The following is a 24716-nucleotide window of genomic DNA, read 5'->3' as shown; positions in this document are numbered from 1 at the left end:
TTGCCCCTTATTCAAGGGGCTGTTTTAATAAGTTTGCATAGTCCACAAAACAATCAGGATGGCTTAATTTAAATCCCATATCGTGTAAATGAGTGGCATAAATCCTTTTTCCAGATAAAAGTTGACTATCTAAAACCAATTCAGGCAAGTCCAATTGTTGTTGAAACCATTGAATGATTTTATGTAACGGCACAGGCTGACTATTGGAAACAATATAAGATTTTTGCGGATGTTTCACATGAAGTAAATCTGCTAAAAATCTTGCTAAATCATTAATATGAATACGGTTACTGTAATGCAGTTTAGGATAATTAAGCGTACTATGCGCAAGTTTGAGCATACGTGCCACGGATATACCATAAATACCAGTTGGACGCACAATAATACATTGATTAGGATAAGCGGCTTGCCAACGCTGCTCCATGTCATACAGTAATTCACCTTGGCGGTCATTTGGCTGAATTACTGACTGATCAGCAATATATTGCCCTTGATCTTCGCCATAGACCCGCGTAGATGACAGCACAATCACTCGTTGAATGGGATGCTGTTTTAAGGCTTTTACAATCGGTGCAACTGAATCTAAATAAGTATGCTGATAGCCTTCAATACTGCTCTGTTTAGGACTAAGTAAGACATAGGCTATATCAATCGGCGCAAGATGGCTTAAATCTAAACCATGCACATCTTGAACATAATGTGTGCTCAAACCATCGTGTTTATCGCTTAAACTGACACTGCTGATTTGATGTTGTGTAAATAACTGTTGAGCCACTCGCTCAGATGTTTTACCGTAACCTATAAATACAATATGCATAATGTCGTACCGACTTGCGCGAAAATTTATGTTGAGGGGACATGACTGCCATTCATCAATTGCCCGGCGTTGGTCAGGCCGCAGCGGCATTACTTGAAAAATTACATATTTTGAGTAGTGATGATCTGCTGTTTCATTTACCGCGTGACTATGAAGATCGTAGCACGATCATTGCCATGAACCAATTACAGGTTGGTCGCAGTTATTTGCTTGAAGGTGTGGTACATGGGGTGGATTTTCCGGCAGGCAAACGCAAATCTATGGCGGTATTGATGCAAGATGATTTTGGCAAAGTCACCTTACGTTTTTATCATATCTACAAAGCCCTAACGGATCGTGCGCAAGTGGGCAACCGCTTACGCGTGTTTGGTGAGGTGCGCGTTGGTGCCCGCGGTTTAGAACTTTATCATCCTGAAATTGAACTGGTCCAAGCCCATACTCCGCTCCCTAAGACTCAACTCACCGCGATTTACCCCAGTACGGATGGGCTAACCCAAGCCAAAATTCGCAGCTTTGTAGAAAAAGCCTTAGCTTTGCATGCTGATGACTTAGCTGAACTGTTACCTACAAAATTTAGTAATGGCTATGCGTTAAAGCAAGCCCTGTATTATCTACATCAGCCACCAAGCGATGCCAATATGCTGCAATTGGCACAAGGCTCACACCCTGCCTTACAACGTTTAATCTTTGAAGAGTTGGTGGCACACCAATTAAGTTTACTGACACGGCGCGCCTATATTCAGCAAATCCAAGCACCTAGTTTTAAGCCGAGTCAAAAATTAGCGCAACAACTGCTGGGTGCAATGCCCTTTGAGATGACGGGGGCACAAAAACGGGTTTCTCAAGACATTATCCACGATTTAAAACTCAATAAACCCATGCTACGTTTGGTACAAGGCGATGTGGGTGCAGGGAAAACCCTGGTTGCAGCAGTAGCAGCTTGTCATGCCTTAGAAGAAGGTTGGCAAGTTGCCCTTATGGCGCCCACTGAAATTCTTGCCGAGCAACACTATTTAAACTTTAAAGCATGGTTTGAGCCTTTAGCTATGCAGGTCACTTGGCTATCAGGTAAGCAAAAAGGCAAAGCACGCCAACATGCCGAACAAGCGGTACAAGATGGCTCAGCCAACTTAGTGATTGGTACGCATGCTTTGTTTCAAGACAGTGTGCAATTTGCTAAATTAGGCTTGGTGATCATTGATGAACAACATCGTTTTGGGGTTGATCAACGTTTGGCTTTACGCAATAAAGGCATCCAAGGCATGACACCGCATCAATTGGTGATGACAGCAACGCCTATTCCACGCACCCTTGCCATGTCGGCTTATGGCGATTTAGATACCTCAATAATTGATGAGCTTCCTCCGGGGCGTACTCCTATTCAAACCGTGACTGTGCCATTAGAGCGTCGTCATGAAGTTTTAGATCGTATTGTCAGCAACTGCATGCAAGGTAAACAAGCCTATTGGGTATGTACTTTGGTCGAGCAATCAGAAACCCTAGATGCACAAGCTGCTGAAGCAACATTTTTGGATATTCAGCAACGTTATCCTGAGCTTAAAGTGGGTTTAGTGCATGGCAAAATGAAAGCTGAGCAAAAACAAAGCGTGATGCAAGACTTTAAAGACAACGTGATTCAACTTCTCGTTGCCACCACAGTGATTGAGGTGGGGGTAAACGTCCCGAATGCATCTTTAATGGTAATAGAAAATGCCGAGCGTTTAGGTTTGTCACAATTGCATCAGTTACGTGGTCGGGTGGGACGTGGCGCACAAGCAAGTTTTTGTGCATTATTGTATAAACACCCGTTGTCGCAAAATGGACAAGAACGTTTAAGAATTTTACGCGAGAGTAACGACGGCTTTGTCATTGCAGAAAAAGACTTGGAAATTCGTGGTCCGGGAGAAATCCTTGGCACCAAACAAACTGGAGATTTGGGTTTTAGGGTGGCTAAACTTGAACGTGATGATCATCTGTTACATCAGGCACATTATGTGGCACAGCAAATCTTAGCCCATTACCCTGATCATGTGGATGGCTTATTGCAACGTTGGCTGCCACAAGCCCCACGCTATGCCTATGTTTAATTTAACCAGTTTAAGACTTTGCCAACTATGTGACACAAGTCCACGCAGCAAAGCGGGAGTATGCTTAGACTGTTGGCGCAGTTTGCCTTGGTTTAAGCAAGAAGTGCTGCGCCAAGAAATGCAAATTTGGGCAGCGTGTCAATATGACTATCCTTTAGATCGGATTATTCAGCAGTTTAAATATCAGCAGCAATTGCACTATCAAACCTTATTGAGTGGCATATTGGCAGAACTTAAATACGTCGGGGTGCAAGCCATTGTACCCATGCCTTTATCTTTGCCTAAACTTGCCGAACGCGGTTTTAACCAAAGTGTCTTGATTGCTCAAAGCTTAAGCCACAAGCTCAAAGCCCCGATTTGGCAACCTGTGCTACGACATGCTGAGCATTCACAAAAAGGCTTGACTCGCCAAGAGCGCTTAATCAATATCGACAGTCAATTTTATCTTGCGCCTCAGCAATCGTTAAGATTTAAACGAGTACTGATTGTGGATGATGTAGTCACTACTGGCAGTTCCATTCGGGCTTTAGCGGATCAACTTGAACAACTCGGTTGTACTCACATTCGTGCAGCGTGTTTAGCAGTGGCTAAGTAATTGCTTAACCCAAGGAATCACCACATCTTGGGTCAAAGGCGCAATGTGGGTTTGTTGATCATCGAGCTTTATCCATTTCATCTCAGCAATTTCTGCGGCAATCTTAGGTGTTTGTGCCAAAGTCACATGATAAACATAAGACACCAATTGATGATCTGGCTCATTGGCAGTTTGGGTTTCAAAGCGCCCCAAGAAGGACTCAATTGTTGCATCGCTGCCAATTTCTTCTTTAATTTCCCGCAAAATTGTCACATCAGGTGCTTCATTGGCTTCAAGTTTGCCGCCGACTTGCATAAAGCAGGTGGTATTCTTTTTACGCACCAAGAGCAGTTCTTGCTGTGCATTTAAAATAATTGCGGCTGCTACAGTAATGGTTTTCATATAGGTTTAATTAGCCCTTGTTGGTCATTGGCACCCCATTTTGGCATTGGTGCTTGATAATGGTTAAATGCAGCTAAAATCTCCTCAATATGCTCGGCGCTAATCAGTGCTTGGTTAAAACGTTGTTGGGTAAAACCTTGATCTGTGGTGAGCGCAATAAATTTAAGTAAGTCATCATAAAAACCTGCCACATTTAAGAAGCCAATGGCTTTTTGGTGAATGCCTAACTGTGCCCATGTCCATTGTTCAAAAATTTCTTCTAAAGTCCCAGCTCCACCCGGCATCGCCAAAAAAGCTTCGGATAAATCTGCCATTAAGGTTTTACGTTGGTGCATGTTTTTTACGATATGTAACTCGCTTAAGTTTGGGTGAGCCAATTCACGATCAACCAATGCTTCAGGAATCACCCCAATGACTTTTCCGCCTGCCTGTAAAGCACTGTCTGCCACGACGCCCATTAAACCTGAGCGTCCACCGCCATAGACTAACGTTGTGCCTTGTTCAGCAATGCAACGTCCTACGCTTTGAGCCTGTTCTACATAAATTTGCGCTGTGCCTAAGGCAGAACCACAAAAAACGGCAATCGATTGAATCATATTGTCCCCTTATTGAACTTTTGTCATATTTGATGGGTAAACTTCACGCAGTTTTTGCAAAAAAGTCACCGTCATCGCTGTGTTTTATGCATATCCTTGTCTAAAATACATTCATCCGTTTTACACATACTGCGCAAAGGAAAAGAATAATGCTTGAAGCCTTTTATGCCACAGAGCGCGGTAGTTTAGAAGATGCAACCATTAATGGCGATTTTGATTTGCAACCCGATTTGGTTTGGGTGGATTTAATTGCGCCTTCACAAGAAGAACAACAATGGATTTTAGATGCTTATGGGCAGAATCTACCCACCCTTAAATCCTTAGAAGATATTTCCTCCAGTGCGCGTTTTTACCGTGATGATGATGGTATTTTACATATCAGTACCTATTTTTTAACCAAGAACAAGAACTATCAAGTCGATGGTGAACCAGATGATCAATCCGGTATTTTATCGACCGTACAAACTGTGGCCTTTATTTTACATAAAGACCGTTTGTTTACTTTGCGTGGTGAAAAGTTGGTGGCGTTTCGTGCCTTTCGTGCCCGCGCGCGTCGTAATGATTATGATATTGATTATAAAGACCCCACTTGGGTACTGTTGGGTTTATTAGAAGCCAAACTTGATGAACTCGCCGATATTTTAGAAGACGTGCATAAAGATTTAGAAAAATATTCAACCGAAGTGCTCAATAACCGTCATCGTGAGCAAATCCTTGATTTAGATGACATGATTACCCGTTTAGCACAATTAGAAGATATGTTGGGTAAAGCACAATTATGTTTAATTGACTTACGCCGTGTGTTGACTTTTTTAGCTCGTCCACGCGCCTTAGGCAGTCATATTTATGATGCCGATATTCGAGAACTGAGTGAAGATGTGCGCTCACTGGTTGAACATGACGCCTTTTTATTCCAAAAAGTGCGCTTTTTACTTGATACCACTTCAGGCTTCATTAACACCGAACAAAATGACACCATTCGTCGCTTCTCGATTTTACCCAGTATGCTTGCTCCACCGATGCTGGTTGCTAGCGTCTATGGCATGAATACCGATGTGTTACCGTTTGCCAAAGGTACCACCAGTTTTATTGTGGTGAGTTTAATTATTGTGGCATTTTTTATTGGACCACTGATTTATTTCCGTTGGAAGAAATGGATTTAACTTTCATTTTAAAGTCAGCATAAAAAAGCACCCGAAGGTGCTTTTTTTAAATTAGGATTAAGTCATGTTGTAAATGACAGGCTTGAATAATCTTCAACATTTTTTGTGGCACAGCTTGAAAGTGTAAACCTTGTGCATTGGGTGTTTGGCGTAGCCAACGTATTAACACCGCCAATGCCAAAGTACTACCCTGCTCAAGCTCAGACAAATTCACCGCCAAAGGTAAAGGCTGAGCTTGAATCAGTTTTAAACCGTGTTGGTAATACTGTTCGGCATTTTCAAAATCAATCTTGCCACTGACCCATAATACTTGATCTTTAATGCTCAGCATTATTTTTTAACCGCTGAGTCTGCATCTGGTTTAAAAGTCGCAATCGCTTTATCCAAGTTGTTGCCATTACGTTTTACGTTGGCTGCAAATTGATTACGGAACTGCAAACCTAAATCAATCCCTGAGACATTAATATTGCGGATTTTCCATTGGTTACCTTTATCAACCAATTGGAAAGCCACCGGAATTTTTTCACCTTTGTTATTAAACTCAATGGTCACCACTGGATTTTTAACATTAGGCGCAGCTTTATAAGGACGCATGGTGTAGGTTTGATTACTGTATTTTGCAAAAGCAGAACCGTAATTTTCAATTAAAGTTTCACGGAAATTCTTTTCAAACTGAGCACGTTGTGCAGCGCTACTTTGTTGCACATAAGTTCCCATTACAGTACGTACAAAAGCTTGTGAATCAATATATGGGTCTAAATGTTGACGCACAATCGTTTTGACCAAAGCTGGGTTGTTTTGCAATTTGCTTTGATCGGCTTGCACACGCTTAATCAAATTATCGGCAACTTGCTTAATAAAATCAGGCGGTGTTTGCGTTGGTGCTGCAAAAGCTGTACCTGCAAGTAATGTGGCTAAAACACTTGCAGTTAGCGTTTGTTTGATTAAAGTTTTCATCGATTTCTCCTAGGCTTATTCAGCAACAAATGAGGCTTCAGCATCGTTTTGGTTGCTGCTATCGCTATCGGTAGTTTTTGTGCCACCGGTAATAAATTTACTAATTAAATCTTCAAGGTCCATGGTGCCTTGGGTATTAATAATACTGCCACCACGTGGAATGTAATTAAGACCACCACCCGGAATGACTTTTAAGTATTTTTCACCCAATAGGCCATTGGTTGCGACCATAATATAAGCATCCTCATCAATACTGGTGATGGACTTCATGTTCGCAATCAGTTCATTTTGCATTGCTTTTTGTTGATCAGGGCTTGCATCTGTATAGTCTGTACTGTATTTAAGCTCTTCTAAAGCGTTTTCCTGTACGAGTTTTAATTGTGCTTGGTTAAACGAAGTCAACGTACCATCTAAATCAAAATGCACTGTGGCTAAACGCGTCATTGGATCTAAAGTAATGTCGGTTACACGACCAATGGTGACCCCACTCATGGTGACTTTAGCGCGCGGTTTTAAACCATTTACATTGTCAAACTCAGCTTGCATGCTGTAACGATCAGATAAATTACTGCCGCTTAAACCACTGACTTTCATGGCCAAGAAAAACATCGCCACTGCAAAAATAATAACAAATACCCCAACGGCCAGTTCACTTGCACGTGATTGCATTACACACCTCCAAACATGACCGCAGTCAACACAAAATCAAAACCTAATACACATAAAGACGAATACACCACAGTGCGTGTGGTGGATGTGGCAATCCCTTCTGAGGTTGGCTCACAAGCATAGCCTTGATATACCGCAATCCAAGTACACACAATGGCAAACACAAAACTCTTGATTAACGTGCCTTGAAAAATATCTTCATAAAAACGCACTGTGCTTTGCATACCGCTCCAAAAAGAGCCTTCATCTACACCTAAAAAATCAACGCCAACGAGCTTGCCACCCATAATGCCAATCGCGGCAAAAATCACAGAAAGCATTGGTAAGCTCACAATCCCAGCCCAAAGACGTGGTGAGACAATGCGTTTAAGTGGATCAACCCCGATCATCTCCATACTTGAGAGCTGTTCGGTGGCTTTCATCAAACCAATTTCGGCTGTTAATGCTGAACCTGCACGTCCTGCAAAAAGTAAGGCTGCCACCACAGGTGCCAGTTCACGTAGCAAAGTTAATGACACCATGGTGCCCAACATGGATTCTGAACCCACATTGACTAAAATTGAATAGCCTTGTAAACCTAAAACCAAACCAATAAATAGACCCGATACCGCAATAATTAATAGCGATAAAAATCCCACACGGTACATTTGGTACAAGAATAATTTGACCCCAAGCCATGTTGGCATCGAACATAAAATTTGTAGCAACATGATACTGGCAACCCCAATGCCACGTATCCGTTCTATGACACGACGGCCAAGTAAGGCAATTGCGTTCATGCTTGACCCTCAGCGGTTAAGTAAGGCTGATGACTAAATTGATAATCGACTGGTCCTTCAACTGAACCATTTAAAAATTGTTGTACAAAAGCAGAAGGATGTTGTTTGAGTTGCTCAGGTGTACCCTCACCTTGAACTTTACCTTCGGCAACCACATAAATGTAGTCTGCAATCGAAAGGGTTTCTGCCACATCATGCGAAACAATAATGGTGGTTAAATCTAAAGCATCACGTAGCGAGCGAATCAGACGCGTCAATACACCCATGACAATCGGATCTTGTCCAGCAAATGGCTCATCATACATAATCAGTTCAGGATCAAGCGCAATGGCACGAGCCAATGCTACACGTCTATTCATACCACCGGATAACTCAGCTGGCATAAACTGCTCGGTACCACGTAAACCCACCGATTCTAATTTCAAGGCGACGAGTTCAGCAATTAAATGTTCAGGTAGCTTGGTATGCGCACGAATTGGAAATGCCACGTTTTCATAAACCGACATATCCGTAAACAAAGCCCCACTTTGAAACAACATGCCCATACGTGAACGTGCTTGAAATAATTGTTGACGTGACATTTTACTCATGTCTTGCCCATCAAGCAGCACTTGGCCTTGATCGGGAACAAGTTGCCCACCAATCAAACGTAATAACGTGGTTTTACCTGTGCCTGATGGCCCCATGATCGCGGTAATGTGTCCGCGACGAATAGTTAAGCTGATATTGTCATAAATGATTCGATCACCGCGCCGAAAGCTTAAGTTATTGACTTCAATAAAAGCATTCGCTTGGGATACTGTATTATTCATACTGCTGTGTATTCCTGCATTTTTTCAGCAGACATACTATAAAGGATTAGTCAGTTTTTAGGAGAATAAATATAGAACGCAGTGTTGTATAAATGTCAGACCATCATAAAGTCAAATTAGATATAAGAATGGTAGATCAGTACAGCTACATTACACAATACTAAAACACCTCCTAGATAGGGCAGCATCGTCATTTACCTCGACTTTATCAGAAGACATCAGAAAATCTGTTATACAAGTTGGCTTTTAACATCAAATTGTGCAGTGAGTATACATTTTAAAAGTAAAATATCAATATTTTTAGCATAAAAAAAGACCGATGCAAGCATCGGTCTTTTTAAGCTAAATTTAACAATTAGTCGTTAAATTTGCGACGTGGACGGTCTTCGCCAAATGTGCGCTCGCCACGTGGTTTATCATCAAAGCTACGACGTGGACGATCTTCGCCACCAAAAGTACGCTTAGGACGATCATCACCAAATGAACGTTGTGGACGATCTTCGCCACCAAAAGTACGCTTAGGACGATCATCACCAAATGAACGTTGTGGACGGTCACCGAAGCCACCTTCACGACGTGGAGCAGGACGATCACCAAAGTCACGTTTTGGACGGTCGTTATAACCATTTTCACGTGCCGGTTTGTAATCTACACGGTTGCCACGGTTGTCATCTGCTGAACGTGGTGCATCACCAAACGAACGTTGTGGACGATCACCGAAACCGCCTTCACGACGTGGCGCTGGACGATCACCGAAATCACGCTTTGGACGGTCATCAAATGAACGTTGTGGACGATCACCGAAATCACGCTTTGGACGGTCATCAAATGAACGTTGTGGACGATCACCAAAACCGCCTTCACGACGTGGAGCAGGACGATCGCCAAAATCACGCTTTGGACGGTCATCAAATGAACGTTGTGGACGATCACCAAAATCACGTTTAGGACGATCATCACCGCCTTCACGACGTTTAAAGTTAGACTCGCCTTCAAAGCGTGCACGACCACCGCCATCACGACCGCCAAAACCGCCACGACCACGACCGCCATCACGACCACCGCGACCACCATCACGACCACGACCGCCGCCATCACGACTACCGCGTGCAGGTGGTGGAGATGGCTCAAGACCTTCAATTTCAGTCACGTCTAAACGTGCTTCTAAGAAGTCTTCTAATGCACGAATCTTGCCACGCTCGCGGTAAGTTGCAAGTGTAATGGCTTTACCTGTACGACCTGCACGACCTGTACGACCGATACGGTGAACATAATCTTCGTTCTTCATTGGAAGACCAAAGTTAATTACGTGAGAAATGGTTGGTACGTCAAGACCACGCGCTGCAACGTCAGTTGCAACTAAAATTTTTGCACGACCTTCACGGATGCTGCGTAAACGACGGTTACGAACAGTCTGTGGCATTGCACCGTGAAGTGCGACAACTGAAAGACCTGCTTCTGCAAGCTCTTCAGCAAGCATATCGGTATCTTCTTGAGTTGAAGCAAATACAACAGCTTGATCAACGTCTTCTGCATTTAACCAATGTGTAAGCAATTTTTTCTTATGCTCAAAACCATCAGTCCAATGAAGTGTTTGTGTGATGTCTGTGTTCGTAGAGTGACCCGTTTCGATCGCAATACGTTGCGGATCATTCATCATGCGTTCTGCAAGTGTAATGATGCGCGGTGCAAATGTTGCAGAGAACATCAGCGTTTGCTTACGGTTAGCAGCATATTCACCAATGGCTTCTAAATCTTCAGAGAAACCAAGGTCAAGCATACGGTCTGCTTCGTCGACGATTAATGATTCAACTTTATCAAGTTTAATTTGACGACGATTCACTAAGTCAATTAAACGACCCGGAGTTGCAACAACAACTTGCGCGCCTTTTAACTGTTGAATTTGTTTACCAAAAGGCATACCGCCCATGATGGCAGCAATACGAACACCTTTCATGTGACGTACAAACGCAATCGCGTCTTGGCTAACCTGTTGCGCTAATTCACGTGTTGGTGAAATCACTAAAATTGTAGGCTGAGTAATTGCCTTCATACGTTCTTTAAATGGAACGAATGCATCTTCAGATGCTAAAGCATTTAACGTTGGGAGTAAAAACGCTGCAGTTTTACCTGAACCTGTTTGGCTAGATACAAGTAGGTCTTTACCTTCTAACGCTGCAGGAATCGATTGTTCCTGTACTGGAGTCGGTGAAGTAAAACCTAAAGCTTGAATCGCTTGTTGTAAAGATTCATGTAAAGGAAAATCAGCAAAAGTTTTGCTCATAGAGTGTTTCACCCGAAGTTTGGGTGCTCCATTAAAATAAAGTCAGATGGACATCGACAAAAAGCGGTACAGCAATAATCGCTGACAAATATGAGAATCAGCGGCGATCCGAGTAACGACGATGTGATAACGCACGCTTGTAGTACGGCATAACCTGAAAGAATCGCTTTAGCGATTGGGGCGCGAGATATCGTCCTCTCTTTGGACCGAACGCGCATACACAATATAGAAGAGAAATGTTCAGGTAACGAACAGAAAATTAAGTGCGTCGCAAGATTATAGCAGAGTTCTTTAAAAAGTCATGTTATTTGATTGCTATTTAACTTAAATCTAATTTATATTAAACAAGTAATTGATTTATATCATAATTTTAATTGTTATTTTTTTGTAAAATAAAGCCCTCAATCTGAGGGCTTTATTAAAATCTATATATTGCAATACGCTTGAGCTTATTTAGCCGCTTCGCCCCACGCTGGAACAACAGCTTGCATCAGTGGTTTAAGCATTTTCATTGAACATGCTATCACTTGACCATTTTCCATTGATTCTGAACCACCACGCGCATCTACCACAGTACCGCCGGCTTCTTTAACAATCAATTCGCCTGCTGCGATGTCCCATGGTTTTAAACCAAGTTCAAAGTAACCATCAAAACGACCTGCAGCCACATACGCTAAATCTAGTGCTGCTGAACCTGTACGACGGAATTGTGCACCTGCTTCTGATACATTGAGTAAGGCAGCAAAGTGATTTTTAGCATAAGACACAACTTCACCGTTACGTTTCGCACGGTAAGCATGGCCTACAGATAAGAAAGTGTTGGCAAGATTATCTTTAACATTCACGCGAATACGACGTTGATTGAGCATTGCGCCACGACCACGACTTGCAGAGAATAATTCGTCTTTCACAGGATCGTAAATCACACCGTGTTGCGTTACACCTTTGTGTTGAACGGCAATAGAAATACAAAAATGAGGTACACCATTGATGAAGTTAAGTGTGCCATCCAGTGGATCAATCACCCAACACCATTCAGCGTCTGAGCCTTTACCTTCTTGATAACCAAACTCTTCACCTAAGAAGCTGTGGTTTTTATAACTTTTACGCAGCGTATCAATGGTCAACTGTTCTAAATAACGGTCAACACGCGTTACCGGACCATCAATGCCTTTTTCTTCCACTTGTAGATCAAGCTTATGACGATTTTGATGCGCTTTTAAAAGTTCTTGACCAACTAATTGAGCCGCACGCGCAGCCATCACCACCATAGGTTCCATTGAACACCCTACTACAATATATTGAAGACGATTAAAGAATAATGCATAAAAGCCACATTATCTTAGCAAAGATTGTGGCTTTTTGGCAAAAAATTAATGTTTAACTAAAAATGAACTAGCTGAGTTTTGCCCAAGCAGTATGCATAGCTTCATAAATACCATGCTCATCTAAACCTGCTGCTGCAAGCATTTGCGCATGGGTGGCCTGCGGCATAAACTCATCGGCTAAGCCTAAATGAATGATTGGTTTAACAATTTGTGCTTGTGCAAAATACTCACTGACACTACTGCCTGCGCCTGCCATGACTGCATGTTCTTCGACCGTCACAAATAATGCAGTATCTAAGGCAAGTTGATCGAGCATTTTTGTATCTAATGGTTTCACAAAGCGCATATTGACCACACGTACGCCTAGATCTTTTTGAGCGGCAAATTTCTCTGCTGCACTTATAGCTGCCGTAACACGACTACCAAAGGCTAAAATGCTAATCTGTTGTTTTGCAGTGCTATTTAAGCTGAGCACAATTTCAGCTTGACCCAATGGCAAAGGCTTAAATTCAGCTTCAATGTTCACTCCAACGCCCTGACCGCGCGGATAACGTACCGCTGCAGGACCTTGATACATATAGGCAGTATGCAACATTTGACGACATTCATTTTCATCTTTTGGTGCCATAATGACCATATTTGGAATGGTGCGCATGTAGGCATAATCATAGGCACCTGCATGGGTTGGACCATCTTCGCCCACTAAACCTGCACGATCAATGGCAAAGGTCACATCTAGATTTTGCAAGGCAACATCATGCACCAACTGATCATAACCACGTTGTAAGAAAGTCGAATAAATCGCAACCACAGGTTTTAAACCTTCGCACGCCATGCCTGCTGCTAATGTCACCGCATGTTGTTCAGCAATCGCCACATCAAAGAAACGCTGTGGATATGCTTGGGCAAATTTAACCATGCCCGAACCTTCACACATGGCGGGGGTAATGGCAAGTAATCGTGAATCTTGTGCTGCTTGATCTATTAACCACTGACCAAATACATCGGAATATTTAGGCGCTGTGGTAGGTGCTGTAGCCGCATTAATTTTGTTAATGGCATGATATTTAATTTGCTCAACTTCAGCAGGCGCAAAGCCCTTGCCTTTTTTGGTATAAACATGTATTAAACGAGGGCCTTTGCGCTTTTTTAATGCTGCAAACACATGGCTAAGTTGTTCCACATCATGCCCATCAAAAGGACCAAAATAATCAAATCCAATCGCTTTAAATAAGTTATCGGCAGCGTCTGTGGCTGCTTCATGTAAGCGTGAGTTATACAGCCATTCTGGATGTGGTTGCACGTAGGCTTGTCCATCTTGGCTAATATTGACTGACTCACCGCGTGCCCAAATTGCCGCTAAATGTTTAGCAAAACCACCAGTACTACACGAGATCGACATATCGTTGTCATTGAGTACCACCATTAAATCAGCTTGATGCGCCACAGCATCGTTCATGGCTTCAAAGGCCATGCCTGCGGTCATTGCACCATCACCAATAATTGCAACCACTTCACGGGCAATGTTTTGATAACGACTGGCTAAGGCCATACCAAGCCCCGCTGAAATAGCAGTCGAGGAATGCCCCACCCCAAACGTATCAAACTCAGATTCTTCCCGTGCAGGAAATGCCGCTAAACCATCTTTAGAGCGAATAGTAACAAGCTGTTCACGGCGACCCGTTAAAACTTTATGTGGATAGGCTTGATGACCGACATCCCAAATCAAACGATCATGCGGGGTGTTAAAACAGTAGTGCAAGGCTACAGTTAATTCAATGACACCTAAATTTGCGCCAAAATGTCCACCACTTTGACCTGCTGCATACAAAATATAATGACGCAACTCATCCGCCACTTGTTTGAGTTGGCTACGGTCAAGAGTACGCAATTGCTCAGGATGATCGATCGTATCGAGCAACGAAGTTACAGGGCGATGAGTTGGAATTTCTGTATACAACATATGTGGCAAAGCCTTCTAAAGCCTGGCAAATCTATCGCTAGGTCAAATGGGTTACTCGAACATATCGTCGAATGATAGCACCTTAAATCAGCCACATTTTTAGCGATGGCGTTTTAAAACAAATCTCTCGCGGGCATGGTAGTTGAGATTATCCTGAATAATCTCACTATTTATCAACCATTATCGTGTGCTTTATACAAAAAAGAAAATCTTCTGTGTGAATTCCACATTGCAATTCTACTAATGTCCAACCATTAAGCTATACTTTAGTCAATTTTTTTGTTTTACGGGTTTTGCAGTGCCAATTCAATTTGTCGCAACATCTCGACTGCCCACCGCCTTTGGTGAGTTTAAGATTAGTGTTTTTCAAGATCCTGACACTGGCGAAGAGCATGTGGCATTGTCTAAAGGGTTAGAACTGCCACCAAACGAACCAGTGTTAGTACGCGTGCATTCAGAATGCTTAACTGGGGATGCTTTTGCTTCACTCAAATGTGATTGTGGCCCACAACTACAAGCCACGCAGCGTTTAATTCATGAAGCAGGACAAGGCGTAATTTTATATTTACGCCAAGAAGGTCGTGGTATTGGACTCACCAATAAAATTCGCGCTTATGCCTTACAAGATCAAGGCCACGATACAGTTGATGCCAATTTAATGCTAAATTTGCCAGCCGATGCACGTACTTATGAGATGTGTAACATCATGCTTGAGCATTTGCAGGTCAAACAGGTCAAACTCATCACCAACAATCCACTCAAGATACAAGCTTTAACAGAGCAAGGCATTGATGTCGTGGGTCGTGTACCATTAACAGTGGGTTTAAATCCATTTAATGAGCAATATTTAAAAACGAAGCACGAACGTATGTCACATCTGTATGACACAGATGATTTTTAAGTGAAGCATAATGGGATTTTTAATTCAAAATCCCTTACTTTATTTAAGGTTTTATGCTTTGATGATGGTGTATCTTATCGTTTACTGAGGCGTCACTTATGCAGCACCCAACTTCGGCTGATATCCAACGCGTTCGCGAATTTCTCCTAGATTTACAAGCCCGTATTTGTGCGGCCTTAGAACAACAAGAACAACAAGGTGGCGGTCGCGCTACATTTGAAATTGATGATTGGCAACGCCCTGAAGGTGGCGGTGGTCGTTCACGTGTCCTACAAAATGGCACTGTGATTGAAAAAGGCGGTGTGATGTTTTCTCACATTAATATTTCTAAATTGCCTGCTTCTGCCACCGAACGTCATCCGCAAATTGCCGGCGCTAAAGCCCAAGCAATGGGTGTATCACTGGTGATTCATCCTAAAAATCCGCATGTGCCGACCTCGCATGCTAATGTGCGTCTATTTGTGGCCGAGCCTGAGGGTCAAGAACCGATTTGGTGGTTTGGCGGTGGTTTTGACTTAACGCCATTTTATCCCAATGATGAGGATGTGTTGTCTTGGCATCAAACTGCGCATGATTTGTGTGCTCCGTTTGGCGAAGAGATTTATCCAAAACATAAACAATGGTGTGATGATTATTTTTATTTAAAGCACCGTGATGAACAACGTGGTGTGGGTGGTTTATTTTTTGATGACTTAAATCAATGGGATTTTGAAACCTGCTTTAGCTATATGCAGGCAGTGGGTAATGGTTACTTAAGTGCCATTTTGCCAATTTTTGAGCGTAATCAAGACAAGCCTTATAGCCCAGCACAACGTGATTTTCAGCTTTATCGCCGTGGCCGTTATGTAGAATATAACTTGGTCTATGACCGTGGCACCTTGTTTGGTTTACAAACTGGTGGCCGTATTGAATCCATTTTAGTCAGTCTGCCGCCATTAACCGGTTGGTCATATCGTCCGGAGTGGGAAGAAGGTTCACCTGAAAAACGTCTCACCGATTACTACCTTAAGCCGCGTGATTGGTTACATGAGCTCAACTAATCTGTGTAAGGCTATCTGTGTGATAGCCTTTTTTTCACATATTTAATTACAACCTATTTCACATAGAGCCGATAAAAACCGTTAAGCTAAAGCATTGTTACCTGTTGCCTTAGGCTTGCCGCATGCTTGCTTCATTCTCTCAGCATAAATTGCTGTGGTTTACGCTGTTAATTTCTTTATTATCTGTTTCTTTTTTTACCACATTTCATTACGAAAACAACCTGTTTGATAGCCTCTCTATAAGCGTGAGTGCCTTAACAGCTTTAGCTTTGTTTTTACTGGCAACGATTTGCCTGTTTGATGTGGTGAACGACATTTGTAACCCTTAAGCATTTTACCGTATAGTGGCCACACTGTTGTGCACACGGAATTGCCTTTATGAGCAAACAATTTGCTGTGATTGGAAACCCTATTGAACAATCACGCTCGCCTGAACTGCATCATGCTTTTGCCAAAAAAATGGGCATTACGCTTGAATACCATAAACGCTTAGCACCACTGGATGGTTTTTTAGCCAGTATGCAGGCTTTTTTTGCAGAGGGCGGCGTAGGCATGAATGTCACCGTCCCCTTTAAAGAGCAAGCCTTTGCAGCCTGTACACAATTAACTGAGCGCGCGAAAATCGCCAAAGCTGTAAATACCTTATGGATGCAAGACGGTGTATTGCACGGCGACAATACCGACGGTCAAGGTTTGGTGGCTGCCATTCAAGCCCTCAACTGGAACTTAACAGACAGCCGTATTTTAATTTTAGGTGCAGGTGGTGCCACGCGTGGCGTGATTTACCCCTTGGTGCAGGCCGGTGCACAACACATTGTGATTGCCAATCGTACCCTTGCTCGCGCTGAGCAATTGGTGGCTGATTTACAAAACAACGTGCCAAGCGCTCAATTGTCGGCGATTGGTTTAGACCAGTTAAGCGGTGAGTTTGACTTAATCATTAATGCCACTTCTGCAAGTTTAAGCGGTGATGCATTGCTTTTGCCTGAATCACTACAATTTAAAGCTGCCTATGAAATGGCTTATGGCAAAGCTTCTAGCTTTTTAGACCAAGCCCAAGCACGTGGTGTAGCCAACACAGATGGTTTTGGTATGTTGGTGGGACAAGCCATTGAAGCATTTTATATTTGGCATGGTGTACGCCCAGAATTAAAAGACTTTTTATAAAATTTTCATGTAAAAAAAGAGTCCAAAGAGGCTCTTTTTTATAGACAAACAAAGTGAACATAGCTTAAACATTTATAAAAAATGTGTTTTATTTGCACACACATTCTCACAATATTTTGCTATGTTTTTTTATGATTAAATTTAATATGTTATTTATATATTAACGTTTCACCTTATACGCTCAGGAGGTAAATTTCATTTTTTCAGTAGCATAACCACAGTATTAAAATGAAATCTGCTTTAGGTAACATGCAAGCTTGACCTGTGCAGCAATAATCAAAATATCGGCACCTCTTATAACGATTTTTAAAATTAGGATTACAACTATGCCAAGCTATAAAGCTCCTCTTCGTGATATGCGCTTCTTAATGAATGAAGTATTTGATTATCCAAAACATTATCAAAAATTAACTCATGGAGCGGCAGCTGATCCTGAAACCGTTGATATGATTTTAGAGGGTGCGGCTGATTTTTGTGAAAATGTGTTGTTTCCGCTTTATCAAAGTGGTGATGCCGAAGGCTGCCATTTTGACAATGGTACAGTAACCACACCAAAAGGTTATAAAGAAGCTTATGCACAATTGGTGCAAGGCGGCTGGCAAGGTTTATCTTATCCTGAACAATATGGCGGGCAAAACTTACCCCCTTCGCTCAATTTAATTAAATCTGAGATGATGGGAACAGCCAATTGGTCATTTCAGATGTATCCGGGCTTAAGTATTGGCTGTATGAACACTATTATGCAATATGGTACAGTCAGCCAAAAAGACACGTATATGCCAAAATTAGTCACTGGCGAATGGTCAGGTACCATGTGTTTGACTGAACCACAATGTGGAACTGACTTAGGCCAGGTGAAAACCAAAGCCGAACCACGCCAGGATGGCAATTATAATATTAGCGGTACCAAAATCTTTATTTCCGCAGGTGAACATGATCTGACTGAAAATATTATCCATATTGTCTTGGCACGTTTACCAGATGCGCCCGAGGGAACTAAAGGTATCTCGCTGTTTATTGTGCCTAAATTTTTAAGCCATGCTGATGGGAGTATTGCCGAGCGTAATCAGGTGAGCTGTGGTTCGATTGAACATAAAATGGGGATTCGTGCCTCTGCCACTGCGGTGCTTAATTTTGACAATGCCACAGGCTACTTAATTGGCGAGCCACATAAGGGCTTACATGCCATGTTTACCTTTATGAACACGGCGCGTATTGGCACCGCCATTCAAGGCATTGCCCATGCCGAGCTGTCTTTTCAAAATGCCTTGCCTTATGCCAAGGAGCGTTTATCTATGCGTGCCTTATCAGGTAAAAAAGCGCCTGAAAAAGTTGCCGATCCAATTATTTACCATGCCGACGTACGTCGTATGTTACTCACGCAAAAGGCGATTGCCGAAGGTGGTCGCGCCATGATTTATTATGCCGCGCAGATTTCTGACAATATGCAAGATGCGCTAGAGCGTGGTGATAACACTGCATTTAAACAATATGATGATCAACTTGGATTTTACACCCCAATTTTAAAAGGTTTTTTAACTGAATTGGGGCACGAAGCAGCTAATTTAGGCATGCAGGTGTTTGGTGGTCATGGCTATATCAAAGAATGGGGCATGGAACAAATTGTACGTGATGCACGCATTGCCATGTTGTATGAAGGTACCACAGGCGTACAAGCGCTTGATTTACTAGGACGTAAAGTCATTTTAGGCTCACGCGGTAAAGTCATTCGCGATTACACCTCAGAAATTTTAAGATTCTGTAGTAATCATGCCCGTAACAAATACATGCGTGGCTTTGCTTGGGAATTAACCAAGCTATGCGCACAATGGAACACCCTCACTTTACGAGTGATCATGGCGGCACGTAAAGACCGCGATATGGTGTCCTCTGCCTCTACCGACTTTTTAATGTTCTCAGGCTACGTCATGATGGCCTATTTTTGGGCACAACAAGCTGCGGTTGCATCAGAGAAAATTGGTGCAAATCAAGGCCCTGAAAGTATTGAGTTTTACAAAGCCAAAATTAAAGTGGCTGATTTTTATTTTGAACGCTTATTACCCCGTGCCCAAGGTCATGCCGAAGCCATGGTACACACACCACGTAGTATGCTGGCACTAAATGCCGAACATTTTAGTTTTGATTACTAATTGCTTATAAACCTTAAAAAAAGCCCAAGCTAATGTTGGGCTTTTTTATACCTCTTATAACTTATAAAAATTCTTCTAGTACCGAATTTAAGAAGATATGTCCTTTTTCTGTACATGCCAACCGATCTGGATCGGACACCATCAGTTGTCGCTCACGCAATCCGCTCAGAATAGGTTGTAAAGTCTTTAAATCTAAACCCGTACGTTCTTGATACAGCCGTGCCTCTACACCCTGATTTAAGCGTAAAGCATTCATCATAAACTCAAACGGTAATTCATCCTGTTCAATGCGTTTGTACTGTACATGTTCGGCAGGTATTTTGGCCAAGTAATCTTTGGGAAGACGGGTTTTTTGAAAACGATAGACACCATCGGCTTGCGTGACTTTACCGTGTGCGCCTGCACCAATGGCAAGGTAATCACCAAATTGCCAATAGTTGAGGTTATGTGCCGATGGCAATTCTTTACGCCATGCCGACACTTCATAATTAATAAAGCCTTGTGCTTTTAAATATTCCTCGCCTGCGGCTTGAATATCTTCTAAGACTTCATCTTGCGGTAAAATCGGTTGGGTGCGGAAAAATACTGTATTGGGCTCAATGGTCAATTGATACCATGAAATATGCGTTGCACCATTTTCTACTGCAAGCTGTAAGTCAAGCAAGGCTTCACTTAAGCTTTGCTCGGGTAAACCATGCATTAAGTCAACATTGAGCCGTGTAAAACCAGCCTGTTTGGCATGCCGAATCGCCAATATGGCATCATCATTACTATGAATACGCCCAAGTTTACTTAACTGTTCACTATTAAAACTTTGTACACCGAGCGATAAACGGCTAATACCGGCCTCTAAATAATCTTTAAATGGCTCATGTTCAAGCGTACCGGGATTGGCTTCTAAAGTGATTTCACAATCATCTTCAAATGACAGCAAGCTTTTTAATTGCGTAAATAGCCACATATAGCCTTGCGCGGAAATTAAAGACGGTGTTCCCCCACCAATAAAAACACTATGAATGTGACGCCCTTGAGCAAAATGTAACTGGGTTTTAAAGTCTGCAACCAAAGCATGTAAATATTGTTGTTCTAAATCTAAAGACAGTTTGCCATCGGGCACCGCATGCGAATTAAAGTCGCAATATGGGCACTTACGCACACACCATGGCATATGGATATATAACGACAACGGTACAGATTGCGGATTTAAATTGACCAAGGCAAAAGCTCAAAACAAGAAAAACAAGAGCGTTATTTTAACATGTCTATAGCAAGACACTGACGAAAAGCCACACACTTTTCGCGTAGAGTAAAAAAGCCAATAAAAAGAAATGGATTAAACCGATGAATTTTTCTGTGCAATTGCTTGCCTTGTTGCCTTTGGTGTTTTTAATTGGCACTGCAATGACTTTACAAACAGCCATTAACGCTCAAGTCAGCCAAAGTATAGGCTCCCCCTTACAAGCCGCTTTAATATCGTTTAGCTTCGGCACACTGATTCTTGCTGTTTTAGTGGTGCTCCAAAAACAAGCATGGCCTTCACTGCAACAGTTTTCCCAATTGCCTTGGTATGCATGGTGTGCTGGCTTGTTGGGGGTTTATGCAATTAGTTTAAGCATCTATACTGCGCCTAAACTAGGCTTATTAACATTTTCCGGCTTAGTGATTTTTGGGCAAATCCTCACCTCTATGCTGTTTGATCATTTTGGCGGGCTAGGTGCCGAAAAAAATCCAATCCATTGGCAACGTTTATTGGGTGGCGTGGTCATATTTGTTGGTGTACTACTCACCCTACAACGCTAGATGATGAGTACAAGTGTGCCCCAAGTGACGTCTACGAGCTTTGAAATTAAGAAGCTCATGCATTTAATGCTGCCTATTTTAATCACACAATTTGCTCAAGCAGGTTTTGGTCTGATTGATACCATTATGGCCGGTCAACTCTCTGCGGTTGACCTTGCCGCCATTGCTGTGGGGGTGGGTTTATGGATTCCAATCATGTTGCTGTTTAGTGGCATTATGATTGCTACCACGCCCTTGGTTGCTGAAGCCAATGGTGCACGCACCCCAGAGAAAATTGCCACCATCGTGCGCCAATCGTTATGGGTGGCGCTGATTCTTGGCGTGATTGCTGGTTTATTGCTACAACTGATGCCACTATTATTGCCTGTGTTGGGTGTTCCCGACAATCTGTTGCCTAAAGCAAGTTTGTTTTTGCATGCTATTGGCTTTGGTATGCCTGCGGTGACCATGTATGCAGCTTTACGTGGCTACTCTGAAGCACTTGGCTTTCCACGTCCTGTGACTGTAATTAGTCTGTTGGCTTTAGTGGCACTTGTGCCACTCAACTATGTGTTTATGCATGGTTTAGGCCCAATCCCTGCTTTGGGCAGCGCCGGCTGTGGTTTTGCTACTGCAATTTTGCAATGGTTAATGTTCTTTGCTTTATTAGGCTATATTCAAAAAGCCAAGATCTATAAAGCCACTTCAATTTTTAGTCACTTTGAAAAGCTCGACAGCTACTGGATTAAACGTATTTTAAAACTCGGGCTACCGATTGGTTTAGCCATTTTCTTTGAAGTGAGTATTTTTAGTACGGCTGCCATTATTTTAAGCCCTTTAGGTGAAACCATTGTCGCTGCACATCAAATTGCCATTTCCGTGACTTCACAATTGTTTATGATCCCCATGTCTTTAGCCTTGGCACTGACCATTCGTGTAGGGACCTATTATGGTGAAAAAAACTACGTTGCCATGCGCAAAGTGCAAAAACTAGGCTTGATCACAGCCACAGGATTGGCTTTAACCACTATGCTATTTATGTGGTTATTACGCCCTGAAATTGTGGCAGTCTATACCCAAGATGTAATGGTGGCAGAAGTGGCTATGTATTTAATTTGGTTTGCGATTGCTTATCAAATTATGGATGCATGGCAAATTAGCGCAGCCGGTTGCCTACGGGGTATGCAAGATACCAAAGGCCCGATGTGGATCACCATGATTGCCTATTGGGTGGTGGCTTTCCCTGTAGGCATTTACTTATCACGCTTTACCAGTATGGGTGCACCTGGGGTTTGGGTTGGTTTGATTGTCGGTTTAACCGTAGCCTGTATTTTATTATTGATGCGTTTATACATGAATAACAAACGTTTAAGTTTAAGCATCTGACGTAAAAAGCGAAGCTGACACCTTCGCTTTTTTTAAGTTATTTTCAATATGCCATAACGCTTGTCACTGTTTTAAGACTTAGCACATCAAGCGAATGATTTGTACAATCCTTTAACAATTTAAAGTAGGCAGATATGCATTTGTCGCCTATGATCATGCATGAGCTCGACTTTTTCTTGAGGATTTAGGCATGGCAAAACCGGCAACTACGCCTGGTCGTCGTTTTATGAAACTTGCAAGCATGACGGCAAGTATTGCGACAAAAACCGTTTCCAATTCACTGCGTAATTTAACCGCAGACGAAGAACAGAAAAATGCCGCACGCAGTAAAATGTTTCAAGACATTGGGCTACAAATTGCTGAAACCTTAGGTGAAATGAAAGGTGCAGTAATGAAGGTCGGACAAATCGCCTCACAATATAAAGACGTTTTTCCCCCTGAAGTCTCTAAAGCGATTGCTAAATTACAACGCCAAGCGCCACCAATGCCTTTTGCGCAAATTCAGCAACAAGTTGAAAAAGAGCTAGGCAAGCCGTTAAGCATTTTATTTGCCGATTTTGATCAAACCCCATTTGCAGCAGCCTCCATTGGGCAAGTGCATCGCGCCACTTTAAACAGTGGTGAGCAGGTGGTGGTCAAAGTACAGTATCCGGGTGTTGAAGAAGCCTGTGCCAGTGATTTAAAACAAGTGCGCTTGGCTTTACGCCTAATGGGTGTACTTAAAATTGAGCGTAAATTACAAGATCGCCTGTTTCAAGAAATTCAAGACAGCCTAGATAACGAACTTAACTACCAAATTGAAGCACAAAATCTACAGGTCGCACGTACCTTCCATCAAGCACTTGACCCTAAAGTGGTGATTCCACAAGTGTATAGCGAGTATTCGTCACGCCACGTTTTAACTTTAAGTTTTGAGCAAGGGCACGGCATTGAAACAGCGCGTACATGGTCACAAGACACACGTAACCAATTGGGGCGTCGTTTATTACGTGCGATTGGACAAGAAATTTTCTATTTAAAACGTTTCCATTGTGACCCTCATCCGGGCAACTTTGCTTTTCGTGAAGATGGCAGCGTACTTATTTATGACTATGGCGGTGTCAAAAGCTTATCAACAGAAGTGGTAGAGAATTTTAAAGCTTTAATTCATGCAGCACGTGCTGAAGACTTTTCCAGTATGGAAGATTACTTATTGCGTTTAAATTCAATCTCAGAAAAAGGGAAATTTCCGCAGGATTTATACCGCGCATGGGTGGAAATTTTTACCCGTCCATTGCTCACACATTATGATTTTGCTGCCAATAGTTCACACCATGATGCGATGGAACTGGTCAAACCTTCGCTAAAATATTGGGATTTATTTAAGCCTTCACCTGAAACCTTAATGGTGAATCGGACGATTTCAGGACAATATTGGAATTTAATTAATCTAAAAGTGCATGATAATTTAAATGATGTTTTAGATGAATTAGTACCACCACGCAGCTAACTTTATCACCCAAAGCCTTAAGCTTTGGGTTTACTTTTTAAACTTTTATGTTATGTTATAACATATCTAAAGACAAGGAATTGCGAGATGCGTGAAAATATCCATCCTGAATATCAACAAGTTTTATTTCATGACACCAATGCTGATGTGTATTTTGTGATTGGTAGTACATTAAAAAGTGCCACTACACGTGAATACCAAGGTCAGAGTTATCCTTACATTAGCTTAGATATTTCAAGCGCTTCGCATCCCTTTTATACCGGTGAGCAACGTCAAACCAGCAACGAAGGTCGTGTGGCAAGCTTTAATAAACGCTTTGCGCGTTTTGGGCGTAAAAAGTCAGATTAATATCATTTTATGCTGTGGCTGGCAT

23 protein-coding genes are annotated in these 24716 nt (G+C 42.4%); 11 read left to right on the top strand and 12 right to left on the bottom strand.

Going from position 1 to position 24716, the window contains the following annotated elements; translation table 11 throughout:
• Positions 1-7 precede the first annotated feature (7 nt).
• Positions 8-817 carry an NAD-dependent epimerase/dehydratase family protein gene (locus Q0Z55_RS02215; RefSeq protein WP_297423675.1) on the bottom strand — a complete coding sequence of 270 codons (810 nt, stop codon included), beginning with the start codon at positions 815-817 and terminating at the stop codon, positions 8-10.
• A gap of 41 nt (positions 818-858) precedes the next feature.
• On the opposite strand from Q0Z55_RS02215, the gene recG reads away from it, so the two are divergent.
• Entirely contained in the window at positions 859-2904 is a 2046-nt protein-coding gene (recG, locus tag Q0Z55_RS02210; RefSeq protein ID WP_297423672.1) for an ATP-dependent DNA helicase RecG, read from the top strand.
• Complete coding sequence (locus Q0Z55_RS02205) at positions 2897-3499, top strand: phosphoribosyltransferase family protein (protein ID WP_297423667.1); 603 nt, start codon at positions 2897-2899, stop codon at positions 3497-3499. Before recG ends, Q0Z55_RS02205 begins: the two co-directional genes overlap by 8 nt.
• Here the strand turns inward: Q0Z55_RS02205 and Q0Z55_RS02200 are convergent.
• On the bottom strand, positions 3482-3880 hold the full coding sequence (locus tag Q0Z55_RS02200) for an NUDIX domain-containing protein (protein ID WP_297423665.1): 399 nt from the start codon (positions 3878-3880) through the stop codon (positions 3482-3484). The genes Q0Z55_RS02205 and Q0Z55_RS02200 overlap by 18 nt on opposite strands.
• The gene (locus Q0Z55_RS02195; RefSeq protein ID WP_297423792.1) at positions 3877-4473 is read right to left on the bottom strand and encodes a TIGR00730 family Rossman fold protein; all 597 of its coding nucleotides are present in this window, start codon (positions 4471-4473) and stop codon (positions 3877-3879) included. The genes Q0Z55_RS02200 and Q0Z55_RS02195 overlap by 4 nt, the downstream gene beginning before the upstream one ends.
• Before the next feature lie 152 nt (positions 4474-4625).
• Here Q0Z55_RS02195 and Q0Z55_RS02190 point away from each other — a divergent pair, with 152 nt between their 5' ends.
• Positions 4626-5639, top strand: coding sequence for a magnesium and cobalt transport protein CorA (locus Q0Z55_RS02190; protein ID WP_297423663.1), 1014 nt, complete (start codon positions 4626-4628; stop codon positions 5637-5639).
• A gap of 46 nt (positions 5640-5685) precedes the next feature.
• Here Q0Z55_RS02190 and Q0Z55_RS02185 read toward each other — a convergent pair whose 3' ends face one another.
• The 8 genes from Q0Z55_RS02185 to dxs all read right to left on the bottom strand — a co-directional run bounded on the left by Q0Z55_RS02185 (position 5686) and on the right by dxs (position 14431).
• Positions 5686-5970, bottom strand: coding sequence for an STAS domain-containing protein (locus Q0Z55_RS02185; RefSeq protein WP_297423660.1), 285 nt, complete (start codon positions 5968-5970; stop codon positions 5686-5688).
• Positions 5970-6596, bottom strand: a complete 627-nt coding sequence (locus Q0Z55_RS02180) for a phospholipid-binding protein MlaC (RefSeq protein WP_297423657.1) — start codon at positions 6594-6596, stop codon at positions 5970-5972. Before Q0Z55_RS02180 ends, Q0Z55_RS02185 begins: the two co-directional genes overlap by 1 nt.
• A 15-nt stretch (positions 6597-6611) precedes the next feature.
• Positions 6612-7265 (bottom strand): outer membrane lipid asymmetry maintenance protein MlaD, encoded by a 654-nt coding sequence (locus tag Q0Z55_RS02175; protein WP_297423653.1) that lies wholly within the window; start codon positions 7263-7265, stop codon positions 6612-6614.
• Positions 7265-8044 (bottom strand): lipid asymmetry maintenance ABC transporter permease subunit MlaE, encoded by a 780-nt coding sequence (gene mlaE, locus Q0Z55_RS02170; RefSeq protein ID WP_297423650.1) that lies wholly within the window; start codon positions 8042-8044, stop codon positions 7265-7267. Before mlaE ends, Q0Z55_RS02175 begins: the two co-directional genes overlap by 1 nt.
• The gene (locus Q0Z55_RS02165) at positions 8041-8856 is read right to left on the bottom strand and encodes an ABC transporter ATP-binding protein (protein WP_297423647.1); all 816 of its coding nucleotides are present in this window, start codon (positions 8854-8856) and stop codon (positions 8041-8043) included. Before Q0Z55_RS02165 ends, mlaE begins: the two co-directional genes overlap by 4 nt.
• A gap of 355 nt (positions 8857-9211) precedes the next feature.
• Positions 9212-11140, bottom strand: a complete 1929-nt coding sequence (locus tag Q0Z55_RS02160) for a DEAD/DEAH box helicase (RefSeq protein ID WP_297423644.1) — start codon at positions 11138-11140, stop codon at positions 9212-9214.
• Between the two features lie 449 nt (positions 11141-11589).
• Entirely contained in the window at positions 11590-12420 is an 831-nt protein-coding gene (locus Q0Z55_RS02155) for an inositol monophosphatase family protein (RefSeq protein WP_297423640.1), read from the bottom strand.
• Positions 12421-12535: 115 nt separating this feature from the next.
• On the bottom strand, positions 12536-14431 hold the full coding sequence (dxs, locus tag Q0Z55_RS02150) for a 1-deoxy-D-xylulose-5-phosphate synthase (RefSeq protein ID WP_297423638.1): 1896 nt from the start codon (positions 14429-14431) through the stop codon (positions 12536-12538).
• Positions 14432-14729: 298 nt separating this feature from the next.
• On the opposite strand from dxs, the gene ribA reads away from it, so the two are divergent.
• The 4 genes from ribA to Q0Z55_RS02130 all read left to right on the top strand — a co-directional run bounded on the left by ribA (position 14730) and on the right by Q0Z55_RS02130 (position 19689).
• On the top strand, positions 14730-15332 hold the full coding sequence (gene ribA / locus Q0Z55_RS02145) for a GTP cyclohydrolase II (protein ID WP_297423633.1): 603 nt from the start codon (positions 14730-14732) through the stop codon (positions 15330-15332).
• 98 nt (positions 15333-15430) lie between these two features.
• Positions 15431-16372, top strand: coding sequence for an oxygen-dependent coproporphyrinogen oxidase (gene hemF / locus Q0Z55_RS02140; RefSeq protein ID WP_297423630.1), 942 nt, complete (start codon positions 15431-15433; stop codon positions 16370-16372).
• A 378-nt stretch (positions 16373-16750) separates the two neighbouring features.
• Positions 16751-17539: a shikimate dehydrogenase gene (aroE, locus tag Q0Z55_RS02135; protein ID WP_297423627.1), complete on the top strand. Its 789-nt coding sequence runs from the start codon at positions 16751-16753 to the stop codon at positions 17537-17539.
• Positions 17540-17865: 326 nt separating this feature from the next.
• The gene (locus Q0Z55_RS02130) at positions 17866-19689 is read left to right on the top strand and encodes an acyl-CoA dehydrogenase C-terminal domain-containing protein (RefSeq protein WP_297423624.1); all 1824 of its coding nucleotides are present in this window, start codon (positions 17866-17868) and stop codon (positions 19687-19689) included.
• 61 nt (positions 19690-19750) lie between these two features.
• Here Q0Z55_RS02130 and hemW read toward each other — a convergent pair whose 3' ends face one another.
• Positions 19751-20905, bottom strand: a complete 1155-nt coding sequence (gene hemW, locus Q0Z55_RS02125; RefSeq protein ID WP_297423621.1) for a radical SAM family heme chaperone HemW — start codon at positions 20903-20905, stop codon at positions 19751-19753.
• 125 nt (positions 20906-21030) lie between these two features.
• On the opposite strand from hemW, the gene Q0Z55_RS02120 reads away from it, so the two are divergent.
• The 4 genes from Q0Z55_RS02120 (at position 21031) to Q0Z55_RS02105 (ending at position 24691) form a co-directional block, all read left to right on the top strand.
• Positions 21031-21489 (top strand): DMT family transporter, encoded by a 459-nt coding sequence (locus Q0Z55_RS02120; RefSeq protein ID WP_297423618.1) that lies wholly within the window; start codon positions 21031-21033, stop codon positions 21487-21489.
• Positions 21490-21492: 3 nt separating this feature from the next.
• Positions 21493-22854, top strand: a complete 1362-nt coding sequence (locus Q0Z55_RS02115) for an MATE family efflux transporter (RefSeq protein WP_297423615.1) — start codon at positions 21493-21495, stop codon at positions 22852-22854.
• Positions 22855-23044: 190 nt separating this feature from the next.
• Positions 23045-24343, top strand: coding sequence for an AarF/ABC1/UbiB kinase family protein (locus tag Q0Z55_RS02110; protein ID WP_297423612.1), 1299 nt, complete (start codon positions 23045-23047; stop codon positions 24341-24343).
• Between the two features lie 87 nt (positions 24344-24430).
• On the top strand, positions 24431-24691 hold the full coding sequence (locus tag Q0Z55_RS02105) for a type B 50S ribosomal protein L31 (RefSeq protein ID WP_297423610.1): 261 nt from the start codon (positions 24431-24433) through the stop codon (positions 24689-24691).
• The last annotated feature ends 25 nt before the right edge of the window (positions 24692-24716 follow it).

Source organism: uncultured Acinetobacter sp., from assembly GCF_947626835.1.
Taxonomy (GTDB): Bacteria; Pseudomonadota; Gammaproteobacteria; order Pseudomonadales; family Moraxellaceae; genus Acinetobacter.
This window is presented reverse-complemented; position numbering and strand designations above follow the sequence as displayed.

Coding starts and splice junctions, on each gene's coding strand:
- Q0Z55_RS02115 (WP_297423615.1), top strand. CDS start 21,493: ATGAGTACAAGTGTGCCCCAAGTGACGTCTACGAGCTTTGAAATTAAG.
- Q0Z55_RS02165 (WP_297423647.1), bottom strand. CDS start 8,856: ATGAATAATACAGTATCCCAAGCGAATGCTTTTATTGAAGTCAATAAC.
- dxs (WP_297423638.1), bottom strand. CDS start 14,431: ATGTTGTATACAGAAATTCCAACTCATCGCCCTGTAACTTCGTTGCTC.
- Q0Z55_RS02160 (WP_297423644.1), bottom strand. CDS start 11,140: ATGAGCAAAACTTTTGCTGATTTTCCTTTACATGAATCTTTACAACAA.
- Q0Z55_RS02200 (WP_297423665.1), bottom strand. CDS start 3,880: ATGAAAACCATTACTGTAGCAGCCGCAATTATTTTAAATGCACAGCAA.
- Q0Z55_RS02105 (WP_297423610.1), top strand. CDS start 24,431: ATGCGTGAAAATATCCATCCTGAATATCAACAAGTTTTATTTCATGAC.
- Q0Z55_RS02120 (WP_297423618.1), top strand. CDS start 21,031: ATGAATTTTTCTGTGCAATTGCTTGCCTTGTTGCCTTTGGTGTTTTTA.
- recG (WP_297423672.1), top strand. CDS start 859: ATGACTGCCATTCATCAATTGCCCGGCGTTGGTCAGGCCGCAGCGGCA.
- mlaE (WP_297423650.1), bottom strand. CDS start 8,044: ATGAACGCAATTGCCTTACTTGGCCGTCGTGTCATAGAACGGATACGT.
- Q0Z55_RS02155 (WP_297423640.1), bottom strand. CDS start 12,420: ATGGAACCTATGGTGGTGATGGCTGCGCGTGCGGCTCAATTAGTTGGT.
- Q0Z55_RS02190 (WP_297423663.1), top strand. CDS start 4,626: ATGCTTGAAGCCTTTTATGCCACAGAGCGCGGTAGTTTAGAAGATGCA.
- Q0Z55_RS02205 (WP_297423667.1), top strand. CDS start 2,897: ATGTTTAATTTAACCAGTTTAAGACTTTGCCAACTATGTGACACAAGT.
- Q0Z55_RS02180 (WP_297423657.1), bottom strand. CDS start 6,596: ATGAAAACTTTAATCAAACAAACGCTAACTGCAAGTGTTTTAGCCACA.
- Q0Z55_RS02110 (WP_297423612.1), top strand. CDS start 23,045: ATGGCAAAACCGGCAACTACGCCTGGTCGTCGTTTTATGAAACTTGCA.
- Q0Z55_RS02185 (WP_297423660.1), bottom strand. CDS start 5,970: ATGCTGAGCATTAAAGATCAAGTATTATGGGTCAGTGGCAAGATTGAT.
- Q0Z55_RS02130 (WP_297423624.1), top strand. CDS start 17,866: ATGCCAAGCTATAAAGCTCCTCTTCGTGATATGCGCTTCTTAATGAAT.
- Q0Z55_RS02215 (WP_297423675.1), bottom strand. CDS start 817: ATGCATATTGTATTTATAGGTTACGGTAAAACATCTGAGCGAGTGGCT.
- hemF (WP_297423630.1), top strand. CDS start 15,431: ATGCAGCACCCAACTTCGGCTGATATCCAACGCGTTCGCGAATTTCTC.
- Q0Z55_RS02175 (WP_297423653.1), bottom strand. CDS start 7,265: ATGCAATCACGTGCAAGTGAACTGGCCGTTGGGGTATTTGTTATTATT.
- aroE (WP_297423627.1), top strand. CDS start 16,751: ATGAGCAAACAATTTGCTGTGATTGGAAACCCTATTGAACAATCACGC.